At 51.5% G+C, this 18889-nt stretch carries 15 protein-coding genes and 1 tRNA gene; 2 read left to right on the top strand and 14 right to left on the bottom strand.

The annotated features are described in order from the left end of the window. Nucleotides 1-145 precede the first annotated feature (145 nt). The 12 genes from rnr to ACE5KN_RS20900 all read right to left on the bottom strand — a co-directional run bounded on the left by rnr (nucleotide 146) and on the right by ACE5KN_RS20900 (nucleotide 15417). A complete protein-coding gene (rnr, locus tag ACE5KN_RS20955) occupies nucleotides 146-2755 on the bottom strand; it encodes a ribonuclease R (protein ID WP_375527051.1) in 2610 nt (869 codons plus the stop codon). A gap of 537 nt (nucleotides 2756-3292) precedes the next feature. Further along, complete coding sequence (gene secG / locus ACE5KN_RS20950; RefSeq protein WP_355323898.1) at nucleotides 3293-3526, bottom strand: preprotein translocase subunit SecG; 234 nt, start codon at nucleotides 3524-3526, stop codon at nucleotides 3293-3295. Nucleotides 3527-3712: 186 nt separating this feature from the next. After that, complete coding sequence (locus ACE5KN_RS20945; protein ID WP_375527052.1) at nucleotides 3713-4126, bottom strand: DUF3899 domain-containing protein; 414 nt, start codon at nucleotides 4124-4126, stop codon at nucleotides 3713-3715. Between the two features lie 2 nt (nucleotides 4127-4128). Next, nucleotides 4129-5784: a peptide ABC transporter substrate-binding protein gene (locus ACE5KN_RS20940; RefSeq protein WP_375527053.1), complete on the bottom strand. Its 1656-nt coding sequence runs from the start codon at nucleotides 5782-5784 to the stop codon at nucleotides 4129-4131. 95 nt (nucleotides 5785-5879) lie between these two features. Beyond that, nucleotides 5880-6839: an ABC transporter permease gene (locus tag ACE5KN_RS20935; RefSeq protein WP_375527054.1), complete on the bottom strand. Its 960-nt coding sequence runs from the start codon at nucleotides 6837-6839 to the stop codon at nucleotides 5880-5882. A 1-nt stretch (nucleotide 6840) separates the two neighbouring features. Further along, nucleotides 6841-7767 carry an ABC transporter permease gene (locus tag ACE5KN_RS20930; RefSeq protein ID WP_375527055.1) on the bottom strand — a complete coding sequence of 309 codons (927 nt, stop codon included), beginning with the start codon at nucleotides 7765-7767 and terminating at the stop codon, nucleotides 6841-6843. Nucleotides 7768-8111: 344 nt separating this feature from the next. Then, nucleotides 8112-9398: a phosphopyruvate hydratase gene (gene eno, locus ACE5KN_RS20925; protein WP_375527056.1), complete on the bottom strand. Its 1287-nt coding sequence runs from the start codon at nucleotides 9396-9398 to the stop codon at nucleotides 8112-8114. Between the two features lie 49 nt (nucleotides 9399-9447). After that, entirely contained in the window at nucleotides 9448-10992 is a 1545-nt protein-coding gene (gpmI, locus tag ACE5KN_RS20920; RefSeq protein ID WP_375527057.1) for a 2,3-bisphosphoglycerate-independent phosphoglycerate mutase, read from the bottom strand. A 1-nt stretch (nucleotide 10993) separates the two neighbouring features. Then, nucleotides 10994-11746 carry a triose-phosphate isomerase gene (gene tpiA, locus ACE5KN_RS20915; RefSeq protein WP_375527058.1) on the bottom strand — a complete coding sequence of 251 codons (753 nt, stop codon included), beginning with the start codon at nucleotides 11744-11746 and terminating at the stop codon, nucleotides 10994-10996. 20 nt (nucleotides 11747-11766) lie between these two features. Further along, nucleotides 11767-12948: a phosphoglycerate kinase gene (locus tag ACE5KN_RS20910; RefSeq protein WP_375527059.1), complete on the bottom strand. Its 1182-nt coding sequence runs from the start codon at nucleotides 12946-12948 to the stop codon at nucleotides 11767-11769. Between the two features lie 118 nt (nucleotides 12949-13066). Continuing rightward, nucleotides 13067-14074, bottom strand: coding sequence for a type I glyceraldehyde-3-phosphate dehydrogenase (gene gap / locus ACE5KN_RS20905; RefSeq protein WP_375527060.1), 1008 nt, complete (start codon nucleotides 14072-14074; stop codon nucleotides 13067-13069). A gap of 314 nt (nucleotides 14075-14388) precedes the next feature. Beyond that, on the bottom strand, nucleotides 14389-15417 hold the full coding sequence (locus ACE5KN_RS20900; protein ID WP_375527061.1) for a sugar-binding transcriptional regulator: 1029 nt from the start codon (nucleotides 15415-15417) through the stop codon (nucleotides 14389-14391). A 292-nt stretch (nucleotides 15418-15709) separates the two neighbouring features. Between ACE5KN_RS20900 and ACE5KN_RS20895 the strand changes: the two genes are divergently transcribed. Further along, nucleotides 15710-15784 (top strand) — tRNA-Arg (locus ACE5KN_RS20895). A gap of 194 nt (nucleotides 15785-15978) precedes the next feature. Continuing rightward, nucleotides 15979-16575, top strand: coding sequence for an ATP-dependent Clp endopeptidase proteolytic subunit ClpP (gene clpP / locus ACE5KN_RS20890; RefSeq protein ID WP_375527062.1), 597 nt, complete (start codon nucleotides 15979-15981; stop codon nucleotides 16573-16575). A gap of 99 nt (nucleotides 16576-16674) precedes the next feature. Here the strand turns inward: clpP and ACE5KN_RS20885 are convergent, their stop codons facing one another. Continuing rightward, nucleotides 16675-17757, bottom strand: a complete 1083-nt coding sequence (locus ACE5KN_RS20885; protein ID WP_375527063.1) for a PdaC/SigV domain-containing protein — start codon at nucleotides 17755-17757, stop codon at nucleotides 16675-16677. A 147-nt stretch (nucleotides 17758-17904) separates the two neighbouring features. Further along, entirely contained in the window at nucleotides 17905-18663 is a 759-nt protein-coding gene (locus ACE5KN_RS20880) for an SIMPL domain-containing protein (RefSeq protein WP_375527064.1), read from the bottom strand. Nucleotides 18664-18889: the final 226 nt, after the last annotated feature.

Raw genomic sequence — 18889 nt, 5'->3', positions numbered from 1 at the left:
TGAGCAAGCAGCCTGCCCCATGACAGGCTGCCTACTCTTGCCATGACTCCTTGAAGGTCTCGGACATTGCCGATCCTTCTGACGGTCGCAATGACAGTTAGAGCTCCTCAAAACTTGCACAAATCCAAATCAACTGCCTGTCCGTTCACTTTTTCTTCTTACGCACAAAGGCTGCCGTCGCGTTTCCGCCGCTGCCGCCTTTGGACTTCTTCCGCTTGCGGCGCACCGGACCGGCGGCATCGCTGCCCGGTGTGGCCGACTCACCGATGAAGATGCCGCTCGCCGACGTCTTCTTGCGGCGGCTTCCACTGCCGCCGCTGCCACCTGCAGGCGAATTATAGCCACCCTTGCCGCTGCCAAAGCCGAAGCTGACCGCCGGTGCCGAAGCAGCGCCTCGCTCAGAGTGGCTTCTGTCGCCGCTCCGCTTGCCTTTTCCGCTCACCTTACCGCCGGAACGACTTCCTTCAGCGGAGACTGCACCGCCACGACTGCCTCCCTTGCCGCCGGAGCGGCCTCCTTCTGCGACGGCTGCACCGCCACGGCCGCCTCCCTTGCCACGGCCGCCCGAACGCCCGGAGCCGCCGCCTGCCCAGTCGGGCCGTCCGCGCTCGCTGCGCGGCTTCATATCCACCAGTTCGAAGTCGATGGTGTGCTCATCCATGCTGACGCGCGCCACGCGCACCTTTACTTCATCGCCAATGCGGAATACGCGGGAGGTGCGCTCCCCGATCAGGGCCATATGCGCCTCATCGAAGTGATAATAGTCGTCCGTCAGGCCACCCATCCGGATGAGCCCCTCCACCGTATTTTCCAGCTCAATGAACATACCGAAGCTGGTAACGCTGCTGATAATGCCGTCGAACTCTTCCCCGACTTTATCCAGCATGTACTCCGCTTTCTTCATCTGCTCTACATCGCGCTCGGCATCTACCGCAACCCGCTCCCGTTCGGAGGACTGCTGCGCAATATCCTGCATGCGGGAGGCGAGGTATTCCTGGCGCTCTGGCGAAAGCGTGCCGCCGCTCTCCAGCACCTCCCGAATCACGCGGTGAATGACCAGATCGGGATAACGGCGAATCGGGGACGTGAAGTGGGAATAAAACTCCGCCGCCAGCCCGAAGTGACCCGTCGACTCGGAATCATATTTCGCCTGCTTCATGGAGCGCAGCATCATCGTGCTCAGCACGGTCTGCTCCTTCGTGCCCTGGATATCCTCCAGCAGCGTCTGCAGGGCACGAGGGTGAATCGAGTTGCCGCGGCCTTTAATCTGATATCCAAAATTGGAGGCAAATGCCATAAAATTCTGCAGCTTCTCCTGATCCGGGTCCTCGTGAATCCGGTAAATAAACGGCACCTTCAGCCAGTGGAAATGCTCCGCCACCGTCTCATTCGCCGCCAGCATGAACTCCTCGATAATCTGCTCGGCCACGGTGCGTTCCCGCTTGACAATATCCACGGCTTTGCCTTCCTCATCGACGATGACCTTGGCTTCGTCGAAATCAAAATCCACCGCGCCCCGCTTCATACGATGACTGCGCAGCTTCATCGCCAGCTCTTTCATCAGCTTGAAGGTATCAACCAGATCCTTGTAGCGCTCCAGCAGCTCCGGATCCTCTTCATCGAGGATTTTGCGGACATTTTTGTAGGTCATCCGTTCCTTTGTCTTGATCACACTTGTAAAAACATCATGCCGTACAACCTTCATAGTCGGATCGAATTCCATTTCACACGACATCGTCAGCCGGTCAACCTGTGGATTAAGGGAGCAAATCCCGTTAGACAGGCGATGTGGAAGCATCGGAATGACACGGTCCACCAAATACACGCTGCAGCCGCGGTTATACGCCTCCTGGTCGAGCTTGGAATTCTCACGCACATAATACCCTACATCGGCAATATGAACGCCAAGCAGATAATTCCCGTTCGGCAGACGCTCCACATTGACTGCATCATCGAGGTCCTTGGCGTCTTCGCCGTCGATCGTCACGATCGTTTTGCCGCGCAGATCCCGTCTCCCCTGCCGGATGATTTCATCCTCCGTAATGGAATCGGGAGCCGCGTCCGCTTCTGCCATGACCTCCTCGGGAAAAGATTCCGGAAGCTGATGCTTGCGGATAATGGACAGAATATCCACGCCCGGGTCGTCCTTATGACCAAGAATCTCAATGATTTCACCTTCCGCAGCCGCACGGCCCTCGGGGTAATTTACAATCTTGACAACGACCTTCTGTCCATTGACCGCCCCATTAAAACTGGGCTGAGGAATAAAAATATCCCGATTAATCCGTTTGTCGTCAGGGATTACGAAGCCGTACACTTCATGGCTTTGAAACACGCCGACCACCTGCAGAATGCCGCGCTCGACGATCCGCACCACTTCACCTTCCAGACGCCCGCCCTCAGGCCCTCTGGATGTCACACGGACCAGCACGGTGTCGCCGTTCATCGCGCCTTTGAGGTCATTGGCATGGATATAGACATCAGGATGGTCCCTGTCCTCCGGAATCAGAAATGCAAAACCCTTGGCATGAGCCTGCAAGCGTCCGCGCACCAGATTCATCCGCTCCGGCACGCCATACCGGCTGCCGCTGTTCAGCAGCAGCTTGCCGCTCTCCTCCAGCGTGTTCAGCAGCTTCAGGAATTCCCTGAAATCCGCCGCATTATCAATCCCGAAATGCTTCTCCAGCTCCTGATATGTCATCGGCTTATAAGCGGCATCCCGCATAAATTCAAGTATTTGTTCTTCTGTTATCATTTCGTTCACCTCGGGTGACCTTTAATTTTCGACCCATCTCTCTCTGATCTGTTCCTGCTCTACGTTCGTGAGGTGCAGGCGCCTCATCCGGTCATCATTAGACCAGTCCTAGTATACTCATACCCTAGTATACACAGATTCAATCCCGTGCATCCCTGCACCCGTTAAAGTATGAACTTTCCTATATTAGCGCGTGTTCAAAAAGTCAGGTTTTCAGCACCGAAGCTTATGCTTCCGATGTGCGTTTTTTCAAAACGCTTGAATTGGATGAAGCCGGGACTGAGGAGCGGAGCGTACTTGGGGTACGTGAGCACCTGAAATGTTTCCGCAGGAAACATGCTTCGGAAGCATTCGCTTAGGCCCGGCTGAATTCAAGATTCGATGTCGAGTCCGCTTCCTGATTTCCTTCGTGATCAAAAGATGACTTTTTGAACAACCTCTATTAGAATATCGCTTATTATGTATTTCGGTCACGGCCTTATAAATATTCAAAAAAAGCCTCCGTTTCGGTTGAAACGAAGGCTTTAGGTGTTCGTATTAGCTCACCAGGACAGCAACCAGAATGGAGACGATCATAAACGCCGCTCCAAGCCCTGTCGTTACACGCTGCAGAATCAGATCCATCCCGCGCGCTTTGGTCTTGCCAAACAGATGTTCCGCTCCGCCGGAGATGGCACCGGACAACCCTGCGCTCTTACCTTTTTGCAACAATACAACCGCGATTACAGCAATGGACAATACAACGAGCAAGATTTTCAAAAACAATTCCATGTAATCCACCCCCTAAGACTGAGCATCACTATCTATGCATTAAAATGAAGAGTTCACGTCTCATAAACAGCATTTTTATTTTATCATATCCATTTATTTAACACAACCAATCTTTCCAAAATCTCCTCAAATCTCAAGGGATGACAACTGATCTACATGGCTTGCTCATTGACGTAGTTTGCGCGGTTAGTTTGCTGTTTGCAGCAACCAGACTGTACTGGCCAGCACCAAACCGCCCCCAATCGACGCACTATACCAGGACAGCCCGCGATACAAGCTCAGCTTCCAGGACTGTAATTCCTCATCCTGCATCAGACGTTCATTCTCCCGCTGCAATGATCTGGAGGTTCTACTCACCCCCTGCAACAAGGTCAGCCCTTTCGATAATGGAGCAAAAAAGCCCGTATTGCGTACATACGCCAAGGCCCCTATAACCAGTGCCAGCATACCGTACAGAAATAATCGATTCGCAGCCTCCTGCCCGCCCTGAAGTACGGATACTGCACCAACACCCACGACAGCAGCCTGAACACTCCCATTGCAAATGAACCAGGTGATTCCAGCCGCCAGTCCCGTTACCGCGATGGTTCTCAGCAGCATGCTTACTCCGCTACCCGCTTGGCAAAGCGAAGGTCTGCATTGGCACGGGCATCAAAGACGATCCCTTCCACCTTAGGACTGACCAATGCGGTATCTGCGGAGAACAGCAGGGTCATAATCGGGAGCTCGTCCATTAGAATGCCCTCTGCCTCATGCAGCTCTGCAAAGCGCTTCTCCGGGTCCTGTTCATACGTTGATTCCTGAATCAATTGATCATAAGCTGCATTGCTCCAGTTCGTGAAGTTGTTCGAGTTATCTGTAGTGTAATGCCCAAGCACACCAAGCGGGTCCAGATAATTGCCAACCCAGCCCATACGCGCAGCCTGGAAGTTCTTCTGCTTGAACGTATCAATATATGTTCCCCATTCCTGGTTTTCCAGTTGAACCTGAACCCCCAGGTTTTCCTTCAGCATTTCCTGAACAGCTTCCGCGACTTTTTTGTGCTTGTCATTGGTATTGTACTTGAAGGTTACCGGTGGCAGCTCGGTCAGGCCCTCCTCTTTTAAGCCTTCGGCCAGCAGCTCCTTAGCTTTATCTACGTTATATTCGTAATACTTTTCTGTAGCTTCATCCCTGAAATCCTTGCCGGATGGAGCCGTAGTACCATATGGAACATAGCCGTAGGCCGGAACCTCACCTGCTTTGGTGACATTGTTCGCCAGCGCCTCCCGGTCGATCGCATAGGAGAAGGCTTGTCTAATCTTTTTGTTATTAAAAGGCTTCTCCTTAACATTGAACGAGTACGTATACACACTGAATGAAGGATGCGACACATATTCCTTATTACTCTTCTCCTGATCAATCGTATCCACAGGCAGGGACAAAATGAGATCGAGATCCCCCGTTTTGTACATCTGATAATAAGTCGTGGAATCCTGCACCATCTTAAAGTTAATCGTATCCAGTGCAATGAGGTCCTTGTTCCAGTAATTCTCGTTCTTGCCCAGTGTAATCTCCTCATTATGCTTCCAGCTTTTCGCCGTGAAAGGTCCGTTGCCTACCAATGTCTCCGCTTCTGCTGCCCATTTCTCATTTTGCTCTACAACAGTATGATTTACAGGCAGGTAAGCATGGCCTACCGCTACGATAGGGAAAAAGCTGAGCGGCGCCTTCAGTTCCACCTTCAGCGTCCGATCATCTACAGCCGTAACGCCCACATCCTCAGCCTTGCCTTTACCTGTGTTATATTCCTCAGCACCCTTGATGTAATATAAAGATGACGGATCGTAAGCAGCAGTCTCCGGGTTCAATACACGCTTCCACGAGTATTCAAAATCCTGAGCTGTGAGCGGGTCCCCGTTGGACCATTGCGCTCCGTCGCGGATCGTGAAGGTGTACGTCTTGCCGTCCTTCGAGATATCTACGCTGCTTGCAGCGGCTTCTACGACATTACCCTCTTTATCATAGCCATACAGTCCTTCATACAGATTGTCGATAACCCAGTAGGAGGTTGTATCGGAGGCAAAGGCCGGATCCAGAGTATAGGGCTCCCCTCCCGCCAGATTGGTAGTCAGCACCTGAGGGACAGCTGCTCCAGCTCCCTCTTCCGTGCTGCCATCGGCCGAATTTGCAGACGGGGTGTTGCCGCTCGAGCATCCAGCCAGCGCCACGGCAGCCAGCAGCAGGACGGTGATCCAAGTTCGAGTGAATGATTTCATATGACTCTACCTCCAAGTAAATTATAGTAAGTTATTATGTAGTTCCCTTTATCGAAGCCCTTAAAGGCCTTATAAGATCTTTAAGGGCCCTGAAGCTAGTTACTGCTTCGGGGATCAAGCACATCCTGTAATCCGTCTCCCAGCGCGTTGAATGCGAACATCGTCAGGGAAATCATGAAACCCGGGAAAAACAGCCTCCACCACTGTCCGCTCAAAATAACGCCTAATGAATCGTTTGCCATCGTTCCCCAGCTTGCTGCAGGAGCCTGAATACCCAGACCAAGAAAGCTCAGAAACGACTCGGAAAAGATAGCCGACGGAATGGTAAAGGTCAGATTTACAACGATGATGCCTGCGGCGTTGGGCAGCAGATGCTTCATGATAATCCGGGTGTGCGACATTCCCAGCATACGGGCCGCCAGCACATATTCCCTCTCCTTGAGCTGCAGAATCTGGCCTCTGACAACCCGGGCCATACCAACCCAGCCCGTGATGGACAAGGCGATGACCATCGTCCATATGCCCGGCTTCATAATGACCAGCAGCAAAATAATAACCAGCAAATAAGGGATGCTGTACAAAATTTCAACCACCCTCATCAAGACGCCATCTATCCGGTCACCCAGGGGACTTCTCCCCGCCATGTAACCGGATATGCCGCCGACTACAATGCCCAATACCAGATCAATCACTGCCGCTGCAAACCCTATGAATAAGGATATTCGGGCGCCCGCCCAAGTACGTGCCCACACGTCACGCCCAAGATCATCCGTACCGAACCAATGCTCGGCTGACGGAGGCAGGTTCGTCTGTGTTAAAGACTGCATACTGGGAGTATGCGGAGTTAAATGAGGCCCCACCCAGGCCATGGCCAGGATTAGCAGCAACAAGACCGCACCGCATACAGCCAGCTTATTCCGGAGGAGCCGGATCGTCAGCTCTCGCCAGGCCGGTATGACGGGGCGCTTCTGGAAGGAAGCAGCGGGCTTGGCCGCCCCAACCAATTGGAACGATGATTCGGAGTAAAGGTTAAGCTGTTCATTAGCTGATTTCATGCTATTCTCCTTTGCTCACCAGTTGAATTCTCGGATCGACCACACGATACAGAATGTCAATCAGGAACAACGTGATGACGAGCACCGTGCTGTAAAAAATAGTCGTGCCCAAAATCACCGGATAATCGCGATTAAAGACACTGTCCACAAAATATTTACCGATCCCCGGAATCGCAAAGATCTTCTCGACCACAAAGGTTCCGGTAATCACGGAAGCAAATAACGGCCCCATGAAGGACAGTACGGGAATGAGCGCATTCCGCAGACCATGCCTGATGACAACCTCCCAAGTGGATAATCCTTTGGCTCTCGCCGTACGAATGTAATCCTGATTCAATACATCAATCAGACTTGTTCGCACAAAGCGGGCAATGATCGCTAGCGGTGTAACGGATAGAGCCAACGAAGGCAGTACCGTGTGCTTCCACGTGCCCCAGGAAGCTACAGGCAGAAGCCTCCACTGTACTGCGGCATACTTAATGAGCAGCGGCGCAAGAATGAAGCTGGGAATAGAGATGCCGATGATGGCTACAATCATGGCGAGATAATCCAACGTGCGGTTGTGATACAACGCAGCCACACTGCCCAAGGTAACACCCGCCAAAATGGCGAAGATCATCGCTTGCAGACCGATCCAGGCAGAAGGAGGAAACCCCCTGCTGATTAACGTATTCACATCCGTCGTCTTGGATTGAATGGACGGCCCAAGATCGAGTGTCAGCAAATTTTTCAAATACATCACATACTGCACAGGCAGCGGTTGATCCAGGTGATAGCGTGCCCGCATATTTTCCACTACCGCTTCTGGCAGCGTATTGGAATCAGAGGCAAAGGGGTCTCCAGGAATCATATGCATAATCAGGAAGGTCAACGTAACCACAATCCAGATTGTGAGCAGCATCGTCAGCATGCGTTTAACAATATACATCATTCAATTCTCCTGTCTTCATAACACTCTGTAAAACAATATGTATAGTAAGATTTAGAAGCGCAGCAACACCTTCTCTGTTGAAAGAATAGTAAATCGCAAGATTTATTCCTACAAATTTAATAGGAATAATATAGTATTGAACTTGTTGTGTCAACTTTTTTCTAATATTGATTTGATTGATGCCTTCTGTTATTAGACAACAAATAAAACAAAGCGTATAAAAAAAGCGGACCCCGGGGTTACCCTGGTCCGCTTTCTTATCATGAGCTTCTCACATGCAGAGCTCATATTACGAGTGTCCCATCCCTTGTCTTCACACGAAGACGACCGAAGTGAGATACTTATTTTTTCAGGTTGTAGAAGGATTTCAAGCCGTGGTATTGAGCCAGCTCGCCGAGCTGGTCTTCGATACGAAGCAGCTGGTTGTACTTTGCGATACGGTCCGTACGGGACGGAGCACCGGTTTTGATTTGGCCGGCGTTGGTAGCAACCGCGATGTCAGCGATGGTGCTGTCTTCGGACTCACCGGAACGGTGGGATACTACTGCAGTGTAGCCAGCGCGTTTCGCCATTTCGATGGCGTCGAACGTTTCTGTCAGGGTACCGATTTGGTTTACCTTGATCAGGATGGAGTTGCCGATGCCTTCTTCGATACCTTTGCTCAGACGCTCAGTGTTGGTTACGAACAGGTCGTCACCAACCAGCTGGATTTTGCTGCCCAGCTTCTCGGTAAGCAGCTTCCAGCCTTCCCAGTCGTCTTCTGCGCAGCCGTCTTCAATCGTAACGATCGGGTATTTGTCAACCCAGGAAGCCAGCAGGTCTACGAACTCAGCGGAAGTGAAGGATTTGCCTTCGCCTTCCAGCGTGTATTTGCCATCTTTATAGAACTCTGTGGATGCTACGTCCATACCGAGCAGAACGTCTTCGCCTGGCTTGTACCCAGCTTTTTCGATCGCCTCGATGATGGAGGACAGCGCATCTTCGTTGGACGTGAAGTTAGGAGCAAAACCGCCTTCGTCACCAACCGCCGTGTTCAGGCCTTTGCCTTTCAGAACGGATTTCAGGTTGTGGAAGATTTCTGCACCCATACGCAACGCTTCCTTGAAGCTTGGAGCACCTACAGGCAGGACCATGAACTCTTGAACGTCAACGTTGTTGTCGGCATGAGCGCCGCCGTTCACAATGTTCATCATTGGCACAGGCAGCTGCTTCGCGTTGAATCCGCCAAGGTATACATACAGAGGCAGGTCCAGAGCGTCTGCAGCAGCGCGTGCTACCGCCATGGATACGGCCAGGATTGCGTTCGCGCCAAGTTTGCCTTTGTTGGGAGTACCGTCCAGAGCGATCATCGTTTTGTCGATTTCCAGCTGGTCAACCGCGTTCATACCGATGATTTCCGGTGCGATCACTTCATTTACGTTTTTAACTGCTTGCAGTACACCTTTACCGAGGTAACGGTCTTTATCGTTATCGCGCAGCTCTACAGCTTCGTGAGCGCCAGTGGATGCGCCGGAAGGAACGATTGCGCGTCCCATAGCGCCGGATTCCAGATATACTTCAACTTCTACAGTCGGGTTGCCGCGGGAGTCGAGGACTTCGCGAGCGTACACGTCAGAAATAATAGTCATTGTACAGATCTCCTTTGGTATGTTTATTCTATTCCTAAATTAGCACATCTTATTTACGCGCTGCAATCATGGACGTTCCAGTCATTTCCGCAGGCTTCGGCAGACCCATCAGGTCCAGCAGTGTCGGAGCGACGTCAGCCAGGATACCGCCTTCGCGCAGCACCACGTTCTCATCCGTCACAATGAACGGTACCGGATTGGTGGTGTGAGCAGTAAATGGACGGCCCTCTTCGTCGATTTCCATATCCGCATTGCCATGGTCGGCAATAATAATCACTGTACCACCTTTGGCCTTAACGGCATCAACAACACGTCCTACGCACTCATCCGTCACTTCGACCGCCTTGATCGTAGGCTCCATTTTGCCGGAGTGCCCTACCATGTCCGGGTTCGCAAAGTTCAGGATAATCGCGTCATGCTTGTCGGATTCGATCTCCTTCACACAAGCGTCCGCCACTTCATAAGCGCTCATTTCCGGCTGCAGATCGTAGGTTGCCACTTTTGGCGAGTTGATCAGCACCCGAGTTTCGCCTGGAAGCTCTACGTCACGGCCGCCGCTGAAGAAGAACGTTACGTGCGGATATTTCTCCGTTTCGGCGATGCGCAGCTGCTTCTTGTTATGCTGTACTAGCACTTCCCCGAACGTATTGTCCAGGTTCTTCGGTTTGTAGGCTACAAAGCCGTTTACCGTTTCACTGAACAAGGTCAGGCACACGAAATGCAGATTTTCCGGGAATTTCGGACCTCTGTCAAAACCGCGGAAATCGGCATTGGTGAATACCTGGGACAGCTGAATGGCACGGTCAGGACGGAAGTTCAGGAACACAACGGAATCCCCGCTCTCCACCAGACCTACCGGACTGCCGTCCGCTTTGGTAATAACAGTAGGCTCTACAAACTCGTCAAATACGGACTTCTCATACGATTCGCGCAAGGCTTGCAGCGGGTCCGTATATTTAGGGCCTTCTCCATACACGATGGCACGGTAGGACTTCTCAACCCGTTCCCAGCGTTTGTCACGGTCCATCGCATAATAGCGGCCTTGTACGGTTGCAATTTTGCCGATGCCCGCTTCCTGGATTTTCGCGATCAGCTTCTCCATGAAGCCTACGCCGCTGTCAGGCATTACGTCGCGTCCGTCCATAAATGCATGGATGTATACTTCGTGCAAATCCTCCCGCTTGGCCAGGTCGATCATGGCAAACAGGTGGTCAATGTGGCTGTGTACGCCGCCGTCGGACAGCAGTCCATACAGATGCAGCTTCTTGTTATTATTCTTCGCGTAACGAACGGCTTCAACCAAAGTTTCGTTCTCGAAGAATTCGCCTTCCCGGATGGATTTGGAGATTCTGGTCAGATCCTGATACACAATCCGGCCTGCACCGATGTTCAGGTGCCCTACCTCCGAGTTGCCCATTTGCCCTTCCGGAAGTCCAACCGCTTCGCCTGACGCCGTCAGCGTCGTATGCGGGTAAATGCTTAAGTATTTGTCGTAATTCGGCTTATTGGCCTGTGCAACGGCATTTCCTTCCACCGTGTCTCTGAGGCCGAAGCCGTCCATAATGATCAATGCCACCGGTCTTGGTGCAGTCATGTTACTTCGCCCCCTCAACAAGCGCAATATAGGAATCCGGCTGCAGGCTTGCCCCGCCAACCAGTGCGCCGTCGATGTCGCTTTGGCCCATGTATTCTGTTACATTTTCGGGTTTTACGCTGCCGCCATATTGAATGCGGACCGCATTGGCCGTGTTCTCGTCATACAGGTCTTTAATCAGAGAACGGATGTAAGCAATCACTTCATTGGCATCCTGTGCCGTAGAAGATTTGCCTGTCCCGATAGCCCAGATCGGTTCATAAGCCACGACAACCTTCGCCGCCTGATCCTGCGCAAGGCCGGCAAAAGCAGCTTCCGTCTGCACTTTGCAGACTTCCTTCGTTTGTCCGGCTTCACGCTCTTCCAGCTTCTCGCCGACACATACGATCGGAATCAGGTCATTGCGGAAGGCCGCGTGAACTTTCTTGTTCACCGTTTCATCTGTTTCCGCGAAATATTGACGGCGCTCGGAGTGTCCGATAATGACGTAGTCCACGCCAAGATCCTTCAGCATGCGGCCGCTGATTTCGCCTGTATAAGCACCATCTTCAGCAAAGTGAAGGTTTTGTGCTCCAATTTTGATGGAGGTTCCTTTCACAGCTTCCACCAGAGCCGGCAGGTTCGTGAATGGTGCGCAGATTACGCTCTCCACGCCTTCCACTTCAGCTTTGCCTTTCACGTTCTGGATGAAGTCTGTTGCTTCAGGAACCGTTTTGAACATTTTCCAGTTGCCTGCAATAATCGGTGTTCTCACTCTATTCAGCTCCCTGCTTTTTACTTGTCGTTCAATGCTACTACGCCTGGAAGCGCCTTGCCTTCCATGAACTCAAGGGAAGCGCCGCCGCCTGTGGAGATGTGGTCCATCTTGTCAGCCAGGTGGAATTTCTCAGCCGCAGCCGCGGAATCACCGCCACCGATGATGGTGTAGCCTTCTGTTGTTGCGCAAGCTTCCGCTACTTCACGAGTGCCGTTGGAGAATGGTTCAATTTCGAATACACCCATGGGTCCGTTCCACACGACCAGCTTGGAGTTTTTGATCACATCGGCATAGATGGCACGGGTTTTTGGACCGATGTCCACGCCTTCCCATCCAGCAGGAATACCGTCGATATCAACGATCTGCGTATTGGCAGAAGCGCTGAAATCATCGGCAACCACAATGTCCACCGGAAGGTAGAAGTTTTTGCCCAAGCTTTTTGCTTTCTCGATAAAACCAAGGGATTCATCCAGTTTGGTCTCATCCAGCAGGGATAGGCCGATTTCATGACCCTGAGCCTTGAGGAAGGTATAGGTCAGGCCGCCGCCGATAATGATGTTGTCCGCAAGGCTGATCAGATTGTTGATCACGTCGATTTTGTCCTTAACCTTGGAACCGCCAATAATGGCCGTGAACGGGCGCTCAGGATTGGACAGCGCTTTGCCCAGAACGGACAGCTCTCTCTCCATCAGCAGGCCGGAAACGGCCGGCAGCAGATGTGCGATACCTTCCGTGGAAGCATGTGCACGGTGTGCAGCACCGAATGCGTCGTTGACGAACAGATCCGCCAGTTCGGCAAATTGCTTCGCCAGTTCAGGGTCGTTCTTCTCTTCGCCTGGATAAAAGCGGACGTTTTCGAGCAACAGTACATCGCCGTTTTGCAGCTCCGCCACTTTCGCTTTCACCGCTTCACCAACAGCCTCATCAGCCTTGGCTACAGGTTTGCCCAGCAGCTCGGACAGACGTGCTGCCACAGGCGTCAAACGCATGGATTCCACCACTTCGCCTTTTGGACGTCCGAAATGGCTTGCCAAAATAATTTTAGCACCTTTTTCGATCAGGTAGTTAATGGTTGGCAGAGTTTCACGAATACGCTTGTCATCGGTGATTTTGCCGTCCTCTACAGGAACGTTGAAATCCACACGGACAAACACTCTTTTGCCGGTTACCTCTACATCGCGAACGCTTTTCTTGTTCATAGTTTTACTCCTCCGCACCAGGAATTTAATAATGTGCAAATCAAGGAAGTCATAGATAAAGAGCGGAAACAATGGTATGTTTCCGCTCTATGTTGTTTCATTTTTCGCCGAGCCGTTATTACTTAGCCAGCTTCGCGAAGTGCTCCAGTGTACGAACCAGCTGAGCAGTGTAGGACATTTCGTTGTCGTACCAAGCTACAGTTTTAACCAGCTGTTTGTCGCCAACAGTCAGCACTTTTGTTTGAGTAGCGTCGAACAGGGAACCGAAAGTCATACCTTTGATATCGGAAGATACGATTTCGTCTTCTGTGTATCCGTAAGTTTCCGGATCGGAAGCTGCTTTCATTGCTGCGTTGACTTCGTCTACAGTTACGTTTTTCTCCAGAACCGTTACCAGCTCAGTCAGGGAACCAGTTGCAACCGGAACGCGCTGAGCAGCACCGTCCAGTTTGCCTTGCAGTTCAGGGATAACCAGACCGATTGCTTTAGCAGCACCAGTTGTGTTAGGAATGATGTTCTCGGCAGCAGCACGCGCACGACGGAAGTCGCCTTTGGCATGCGGAGCGTCCAAAGTGTTTTGGTCGCCAGTGTAAGCGTGGATTGTAGTCATCAGACCTTCCACAACACCGAACTTGTCGTTCAATGTTTTAGCCATAGGAGCCAAGCAGTTCGTTGTACAGGAAGCACCGGAGATTACAGTTTCGGAACCGTCCAGTGTGTCATGGTTTACGTTGTAAACGATCGTTTTCATGTCGCCTGTAGCAGGAGCGGAGATTACAACTTTCTTCGCGCCGCCTTTCAGGTGCAATTCAGCTTTTTCTTTTGTTGTGAAGAAGCCTGTGCACTCCAGCACGATGTCAACGCCCAGCTCGCCCCAAGGCAGCTCTTCAGGGTTGCGGTTAGCCAGAACTTTAACTTCTTTGCCGTTTACTTTGAAGAAGCCGTCATGTACTTCAACGTCTCCGTCGAAACGTCCTTGAGTTGTATCATATTTCAGCAAATGAGCCAGCATTTTGGCGTCAGTCAGGTCGTTGATTGCTACTACTTCAATGCCTTCCACATTTTGAATACGACGGAAAGCCAGTCTGCCGATACGTCCAAAACCGTTAATACCTACTTTAACCATGAGTAAGTTCCTCCCAAGTTTTGTTTTTATTTATTCAAGACAAGCGGTTAGACCTGTCAAGACAACAATTATTAAAGCACTTCCCTAGAGGTAGTTCAAAAAGTCATCTTTTGATCACGAAGTAAATCAAGAAGCGGACTCGACATCGAATCTTGAATTCAGCCGGGCCTAAGCGAATGCTTCCGAAGCATGTTTCCTGCGGAAACATTTCAGGTGCTCACGTACCTCAAGTACGCTCCGCTCCTCAGTCCCCACCTTCATCCAACCTTCTCGGTGCTGAAAACCTGACTTTTTGAACACGCACTTTTAAGCAATTAGAAATTGCGCACGATGATTTCCGCCGCTGCTTCGTCGGTGACCAGAATGTCCTCCTGGCCAAACCGCAGTACGGCCTGAATCGCCGCCGCCTTGCTCGCGCCTCCGGCGATGCCAAGAACAATTTCCGTCCTCATAATGTCTTCGAGACGCAGCCCAATGGTGAGCATCCGGTGCACAACGACACCCTTCTCATTAAAGTAGTAGCCAAAAGATTCAGCCACCGCTCCTTCAGCCTGGATCTCCGCCACGGTATCCGGGTCAAGCCTGCGCCTTTTCGCCATTGCCATGGCATTGCCGATCCCATGAATAATAATCCGGCTCTTGCGGATCGTCTCCACAATTTCCTGAATCATGTGATCCTGGACAAGCGACTCGTAGGCCTCCTGGCTCAACAGATCCGGCACATGCAGCAGTCTGTACTGCGCCCCTACGTTGCGGGCCATCTTGGACACGATGGAGTTTGCCTGCATTTCCAGGCTTTCACCCAAGCCCCCGCGGGCAGGCACAAACCATCCGCCCTTCATCGACCCGCCGGACGGTGTCGTCAGGTGCTCAGCTACATCAGCAATGGTGGTGCCACCGGTAACGGCGACAATATCCTCATCCCCCATAACGCTCAGCAGCGCCTTGGCTCCTGCCCGTCCCAGCTCCCGTTTGGTCATCGGCGACGTATCCGAATCGCCAGGCACGACGATCACCTTGCGCAGGTTATAGGCCTGGCGGATCTGGTCCTCAAGCAAAGACAGTCCGAACAGCTCTTTGGCAATGGGCTCAAGCTGTTCCAGCAGCTCCCTGCCGGCTTCGCTCACCCGCATGCCAATACTCTCAATCTCTATAAGGCCCTGGGCTTTCAAAAGATCGGTTTCAGCACGCAGCACGCGTTCGGTCATATGTAACGATGCCGCAAGCGTTCTGCGTCCAATGACGTCTGACAGCATGATCTGATGAAGGATAGTATACCTTTTCTTCAATACATCCGTGAGATCGGGCAGAAGCTGCTTCTGAATTTCTAATATATTTCGCATGCTTTCCACTCCCGCAGACTTCTACTGTTCATTTTCCACTTTGTGGCCTTAGTTGGTCTTAAAATGTCCCGGGTTAACTTTTTAAGTCCCACAATCATTTTAACCAATTCCAACCTCACATGCAAGTGTCAGAACCTATATTTCTCATTCTTTCAGCCGATTATGCGCAGCGGTTCAGCAACTATTATTAACGTAAAAGTTATTTGCCAGACTGCTGAAATAATAACTTGCATTTTGCCTGTGAGTCGCATATAATCATTTTTGTGTCCTATTTCAAAGGAATACTGAATATGCGCCCGTGGTCCAATGGATATGACGTAGGCCTCCGGAGCCTGAGATCGAGGTTCGATTCCTCGCGGGCGCGCCATTTATTTGAGTTTATATATACTGTTTAACCAACGGGAGCGCAGAGGGCTCTTTTTTTTCACCAATAGTTTGACTTTCTTTGACTTTTTGTTTGAAATTGTTTATGATGTGGGTAATACGGTAACAGTTTATTATGGAGACTTTACCTGTATCAGGTAGTACGTATCCTAGCACATATTTAAGGGAGGGTTTTACGTGAGCTACATTCCTATGGTCGTTGAACAAACCAACCGCGGTGAGAGAGCCTATGACATTTACTCCAGATTGCTGAAGGACCGCATCATTTTCCTCGGGTCTGACGTGAATGACGTTGTCGCCAACTCCATCATCGCGCAAATGCTGTTTCTGACTGCGGAAGATCCGGAAAAAGACATCCACCTGTACATCAACAGCCCCGGCGGTTCCATCACAGCCGGCATGGCGATTTTCGATACGATGCAGTTTATCAAACCCGACGTATCCACCATCTGTGTGGGGATGGCCGCTTCCATGGGCGCGTTCCTGCTGAATGCAGGTGCCAAAGGCAAGCGTTTTGCCCTGCCAAACAGTGAGGTTATGATTCACCAGCCTCTTGGCGGTGCTCAAGGTCAAGCGACGGATATCGAAATCCGTGCACGCCGCATCCTGAAAATGCGGGATAAGCTGAACCGCATCCTCGCCGAGCGTACCGGCCAGCCGCTGGACCGCATCGAGAAGGATACCGACCGCGACTACTTCATGACGGCTGACGAAGCCAAAGAATACGGCCTGATCGATCAGGTGATTTCCAGCACTCCCCCACAAGGAGTCTAAGCCGGGACCACGAACAAATTTTTATAAGCAGTATGTGCAAAAAAATCCGCCCAGTGTTCCTACAGCAGGAACGCGGGGCGGATTTTCTTTTTCCCGAATTTATTTTCCGAAAGGTTTGGCTCCTGCGGGAAGCAGATCCGTAAAGGCAAAGTAGAACTCCGGAATACCGGCCGCATAAGCGGTGTACTCGTACTGCTGGAAGAAAATGACGATGCCCGTTCCGGTGACATAGAAATCCGGTTTATCCGAAAGCCCCTTAAAGCCTCCCAAATATCCGTTGGATACCGGCACTTGCTTGAGCAGCTTGTTGTTCAGCGTCTTCTTGTAATCCGGATTGGCTTTCAACACATCTCCAAGTCCCAGCTGCTTGCCATCCTCCAGGGAGAATGTAAATGCAGTACGGGCAGTGGAGCCGTGAGCGCCGCCAAAATAGGAGTAGTCCTCCACAATCAGGCTGACATAGCCTCCCCGGTTGTAGGTAACGGCATAATTGCTTTCAAATTCATATGGACGGTCCGCCGTAGCATCTCCGATCTCATCAATTTGCTTCTTGATCCATGCCACATTCGTCTCTGCATGCTGTTTCAGCGCGGCATTGATTTTATCCACACCAGGCTGGCTGCCTGTGAGCTGAGGATATTTCAAATCAAACTTCGTCTTATCCGACTTATCCTGGGATAGGTTTACCGTTTTGATGGAGACGGAATTCAGCTGGCTCTTGGTCATGCTGACCGTCTTGGCAGCCGCATTCCAGGCAGCGTCAATGCCAAGATAAGCCTTCAGGTGGCCGATGGGAACATAGAGCCGGTTGTTGACCATCCGGGCCTGCATATCATACGTATGTACCCCGTTTACATTGACGTACGGCTCATCGTACCCCATTGCAATTTTCAGCTTGTTATAGTTGGCGCCGATCGTATAAGACTTGTCAGACGCATTATACGATACAGGCAGCTTCAAATCATCCCTCAGGGCCGCTACCGGAATCAGGGTTTGCCCCTTGATCATAAGCCCTTTCGTCTGAAGGGCCTTGCCGTTCCACTTCAAGGTTACCTGGGTTTGCTGAGCGGCTTGGGATGCGCTTCCTGCAGCGTGCAGCTCGGAAATAGGTGCGGTAACCCCGCCGGTGACCAGAGCGGCCGCAAGCAGCGCTGTACCCAGCCGTTTTGTCTGAATGTTCATTAGTTGATGTCCTCCTCTGATCCTTGATGCAAGTAGCGTTATGAATTAACCATCTGAGAGATATCTTAAAACAATTCGAGCCGGAAAATGTTACAGGCTGGGTTACAATCCTGACTCATTTCCGGCTCATTGGTTTCTAACGTGTTATCAGTTCATTTCATACTGCGCGCTCAAGCGGGTGTCCAGCGTAATCTGTCCGGGCTCTACGGAAGTGCTTGCGCCAGCGGCTGAGTCTTCAGATTTGGCCATGGCCACCTCCCGGTAAAACACAGGAGCATCCGCATTTCCCAAATTGACGTTCAGCAGGCTGCCGAGCTGGCGGTTGGCCGCTTTGGCTACGGCCGAAGCCTTCATCTGCGCATTGGACAGCGCTTTGGCAATTACCTCTTCTTCATACTTATCCGGATTCTCTACCGTAAACCGGACACCGTCAATGTTGTTGGCACCGGCGCCGGCTGCCGCATCAAGCAGCTGGCCGATTTTGGACAGATCACGATAAGCCACGTTCAGCGTATGATAAGCTGTATAACCTTTAAGCTTCTGCCCGCCCTCTTCGCTATAAGCGTAATCCGGCTGAACCGAAAACTGGGTGGTCTTGATATCCTTGGCGTTAATGCCCCAGCTTGTCTTGAGCAGATTGTTCACTTTGTCCATGATCTGTGCATTCTCTTTCTGGGCGGCGGCTGCCGTCTTGCCCTGCGTCTGCACACCGATGGACAGGTAGGCGATATCCGGGCTTACAGAGATTTCACCCTCACCGTCTACACTGATCACATTACGGACCACGTTAACGGCATCGGCATACGCTTTACCGCTGTTGCCCCCGAAGTCCAGCCCGCCAAATCCGCCAACAAACACTGTTCCTGCCAGTAATGCTGCACCTGCTGTTTTTGCCCATATTTTCACTGTAACCCGCTCCTTTATGGTACTTTTTTCATGAAATCGATCGTACCCTCTAGACGGAGCTGGCGCCAAAAAGTTGCAGGCAATAAAAAAGTCCCTGTTCCCAGGGACCCCCCTTCTTCCAAGAGGTAGTTCAAAAAGTCATCTTTTGATCACGAAGGAAGTCAGGAAGCGGACTCGACATCGAATCTTGAATTCAGCCGGGCCTTCCGGTGCTCACGTACCCTAA

The organism is Paenibacillus terreus, from assembly GCF_042138595.1.
In the GTDB taxonomy this organism is placed as follows: Bacteria; Bacillota; Bacilli; order Paenibacillales; family Paenibacillaceae; genus Paenibacillus; species Paenibacillus terreus.
Note: the sequence above shows the minus strand (reverse complement) of the source record. Positions and strands in the feature narration are given on the sequence as shown.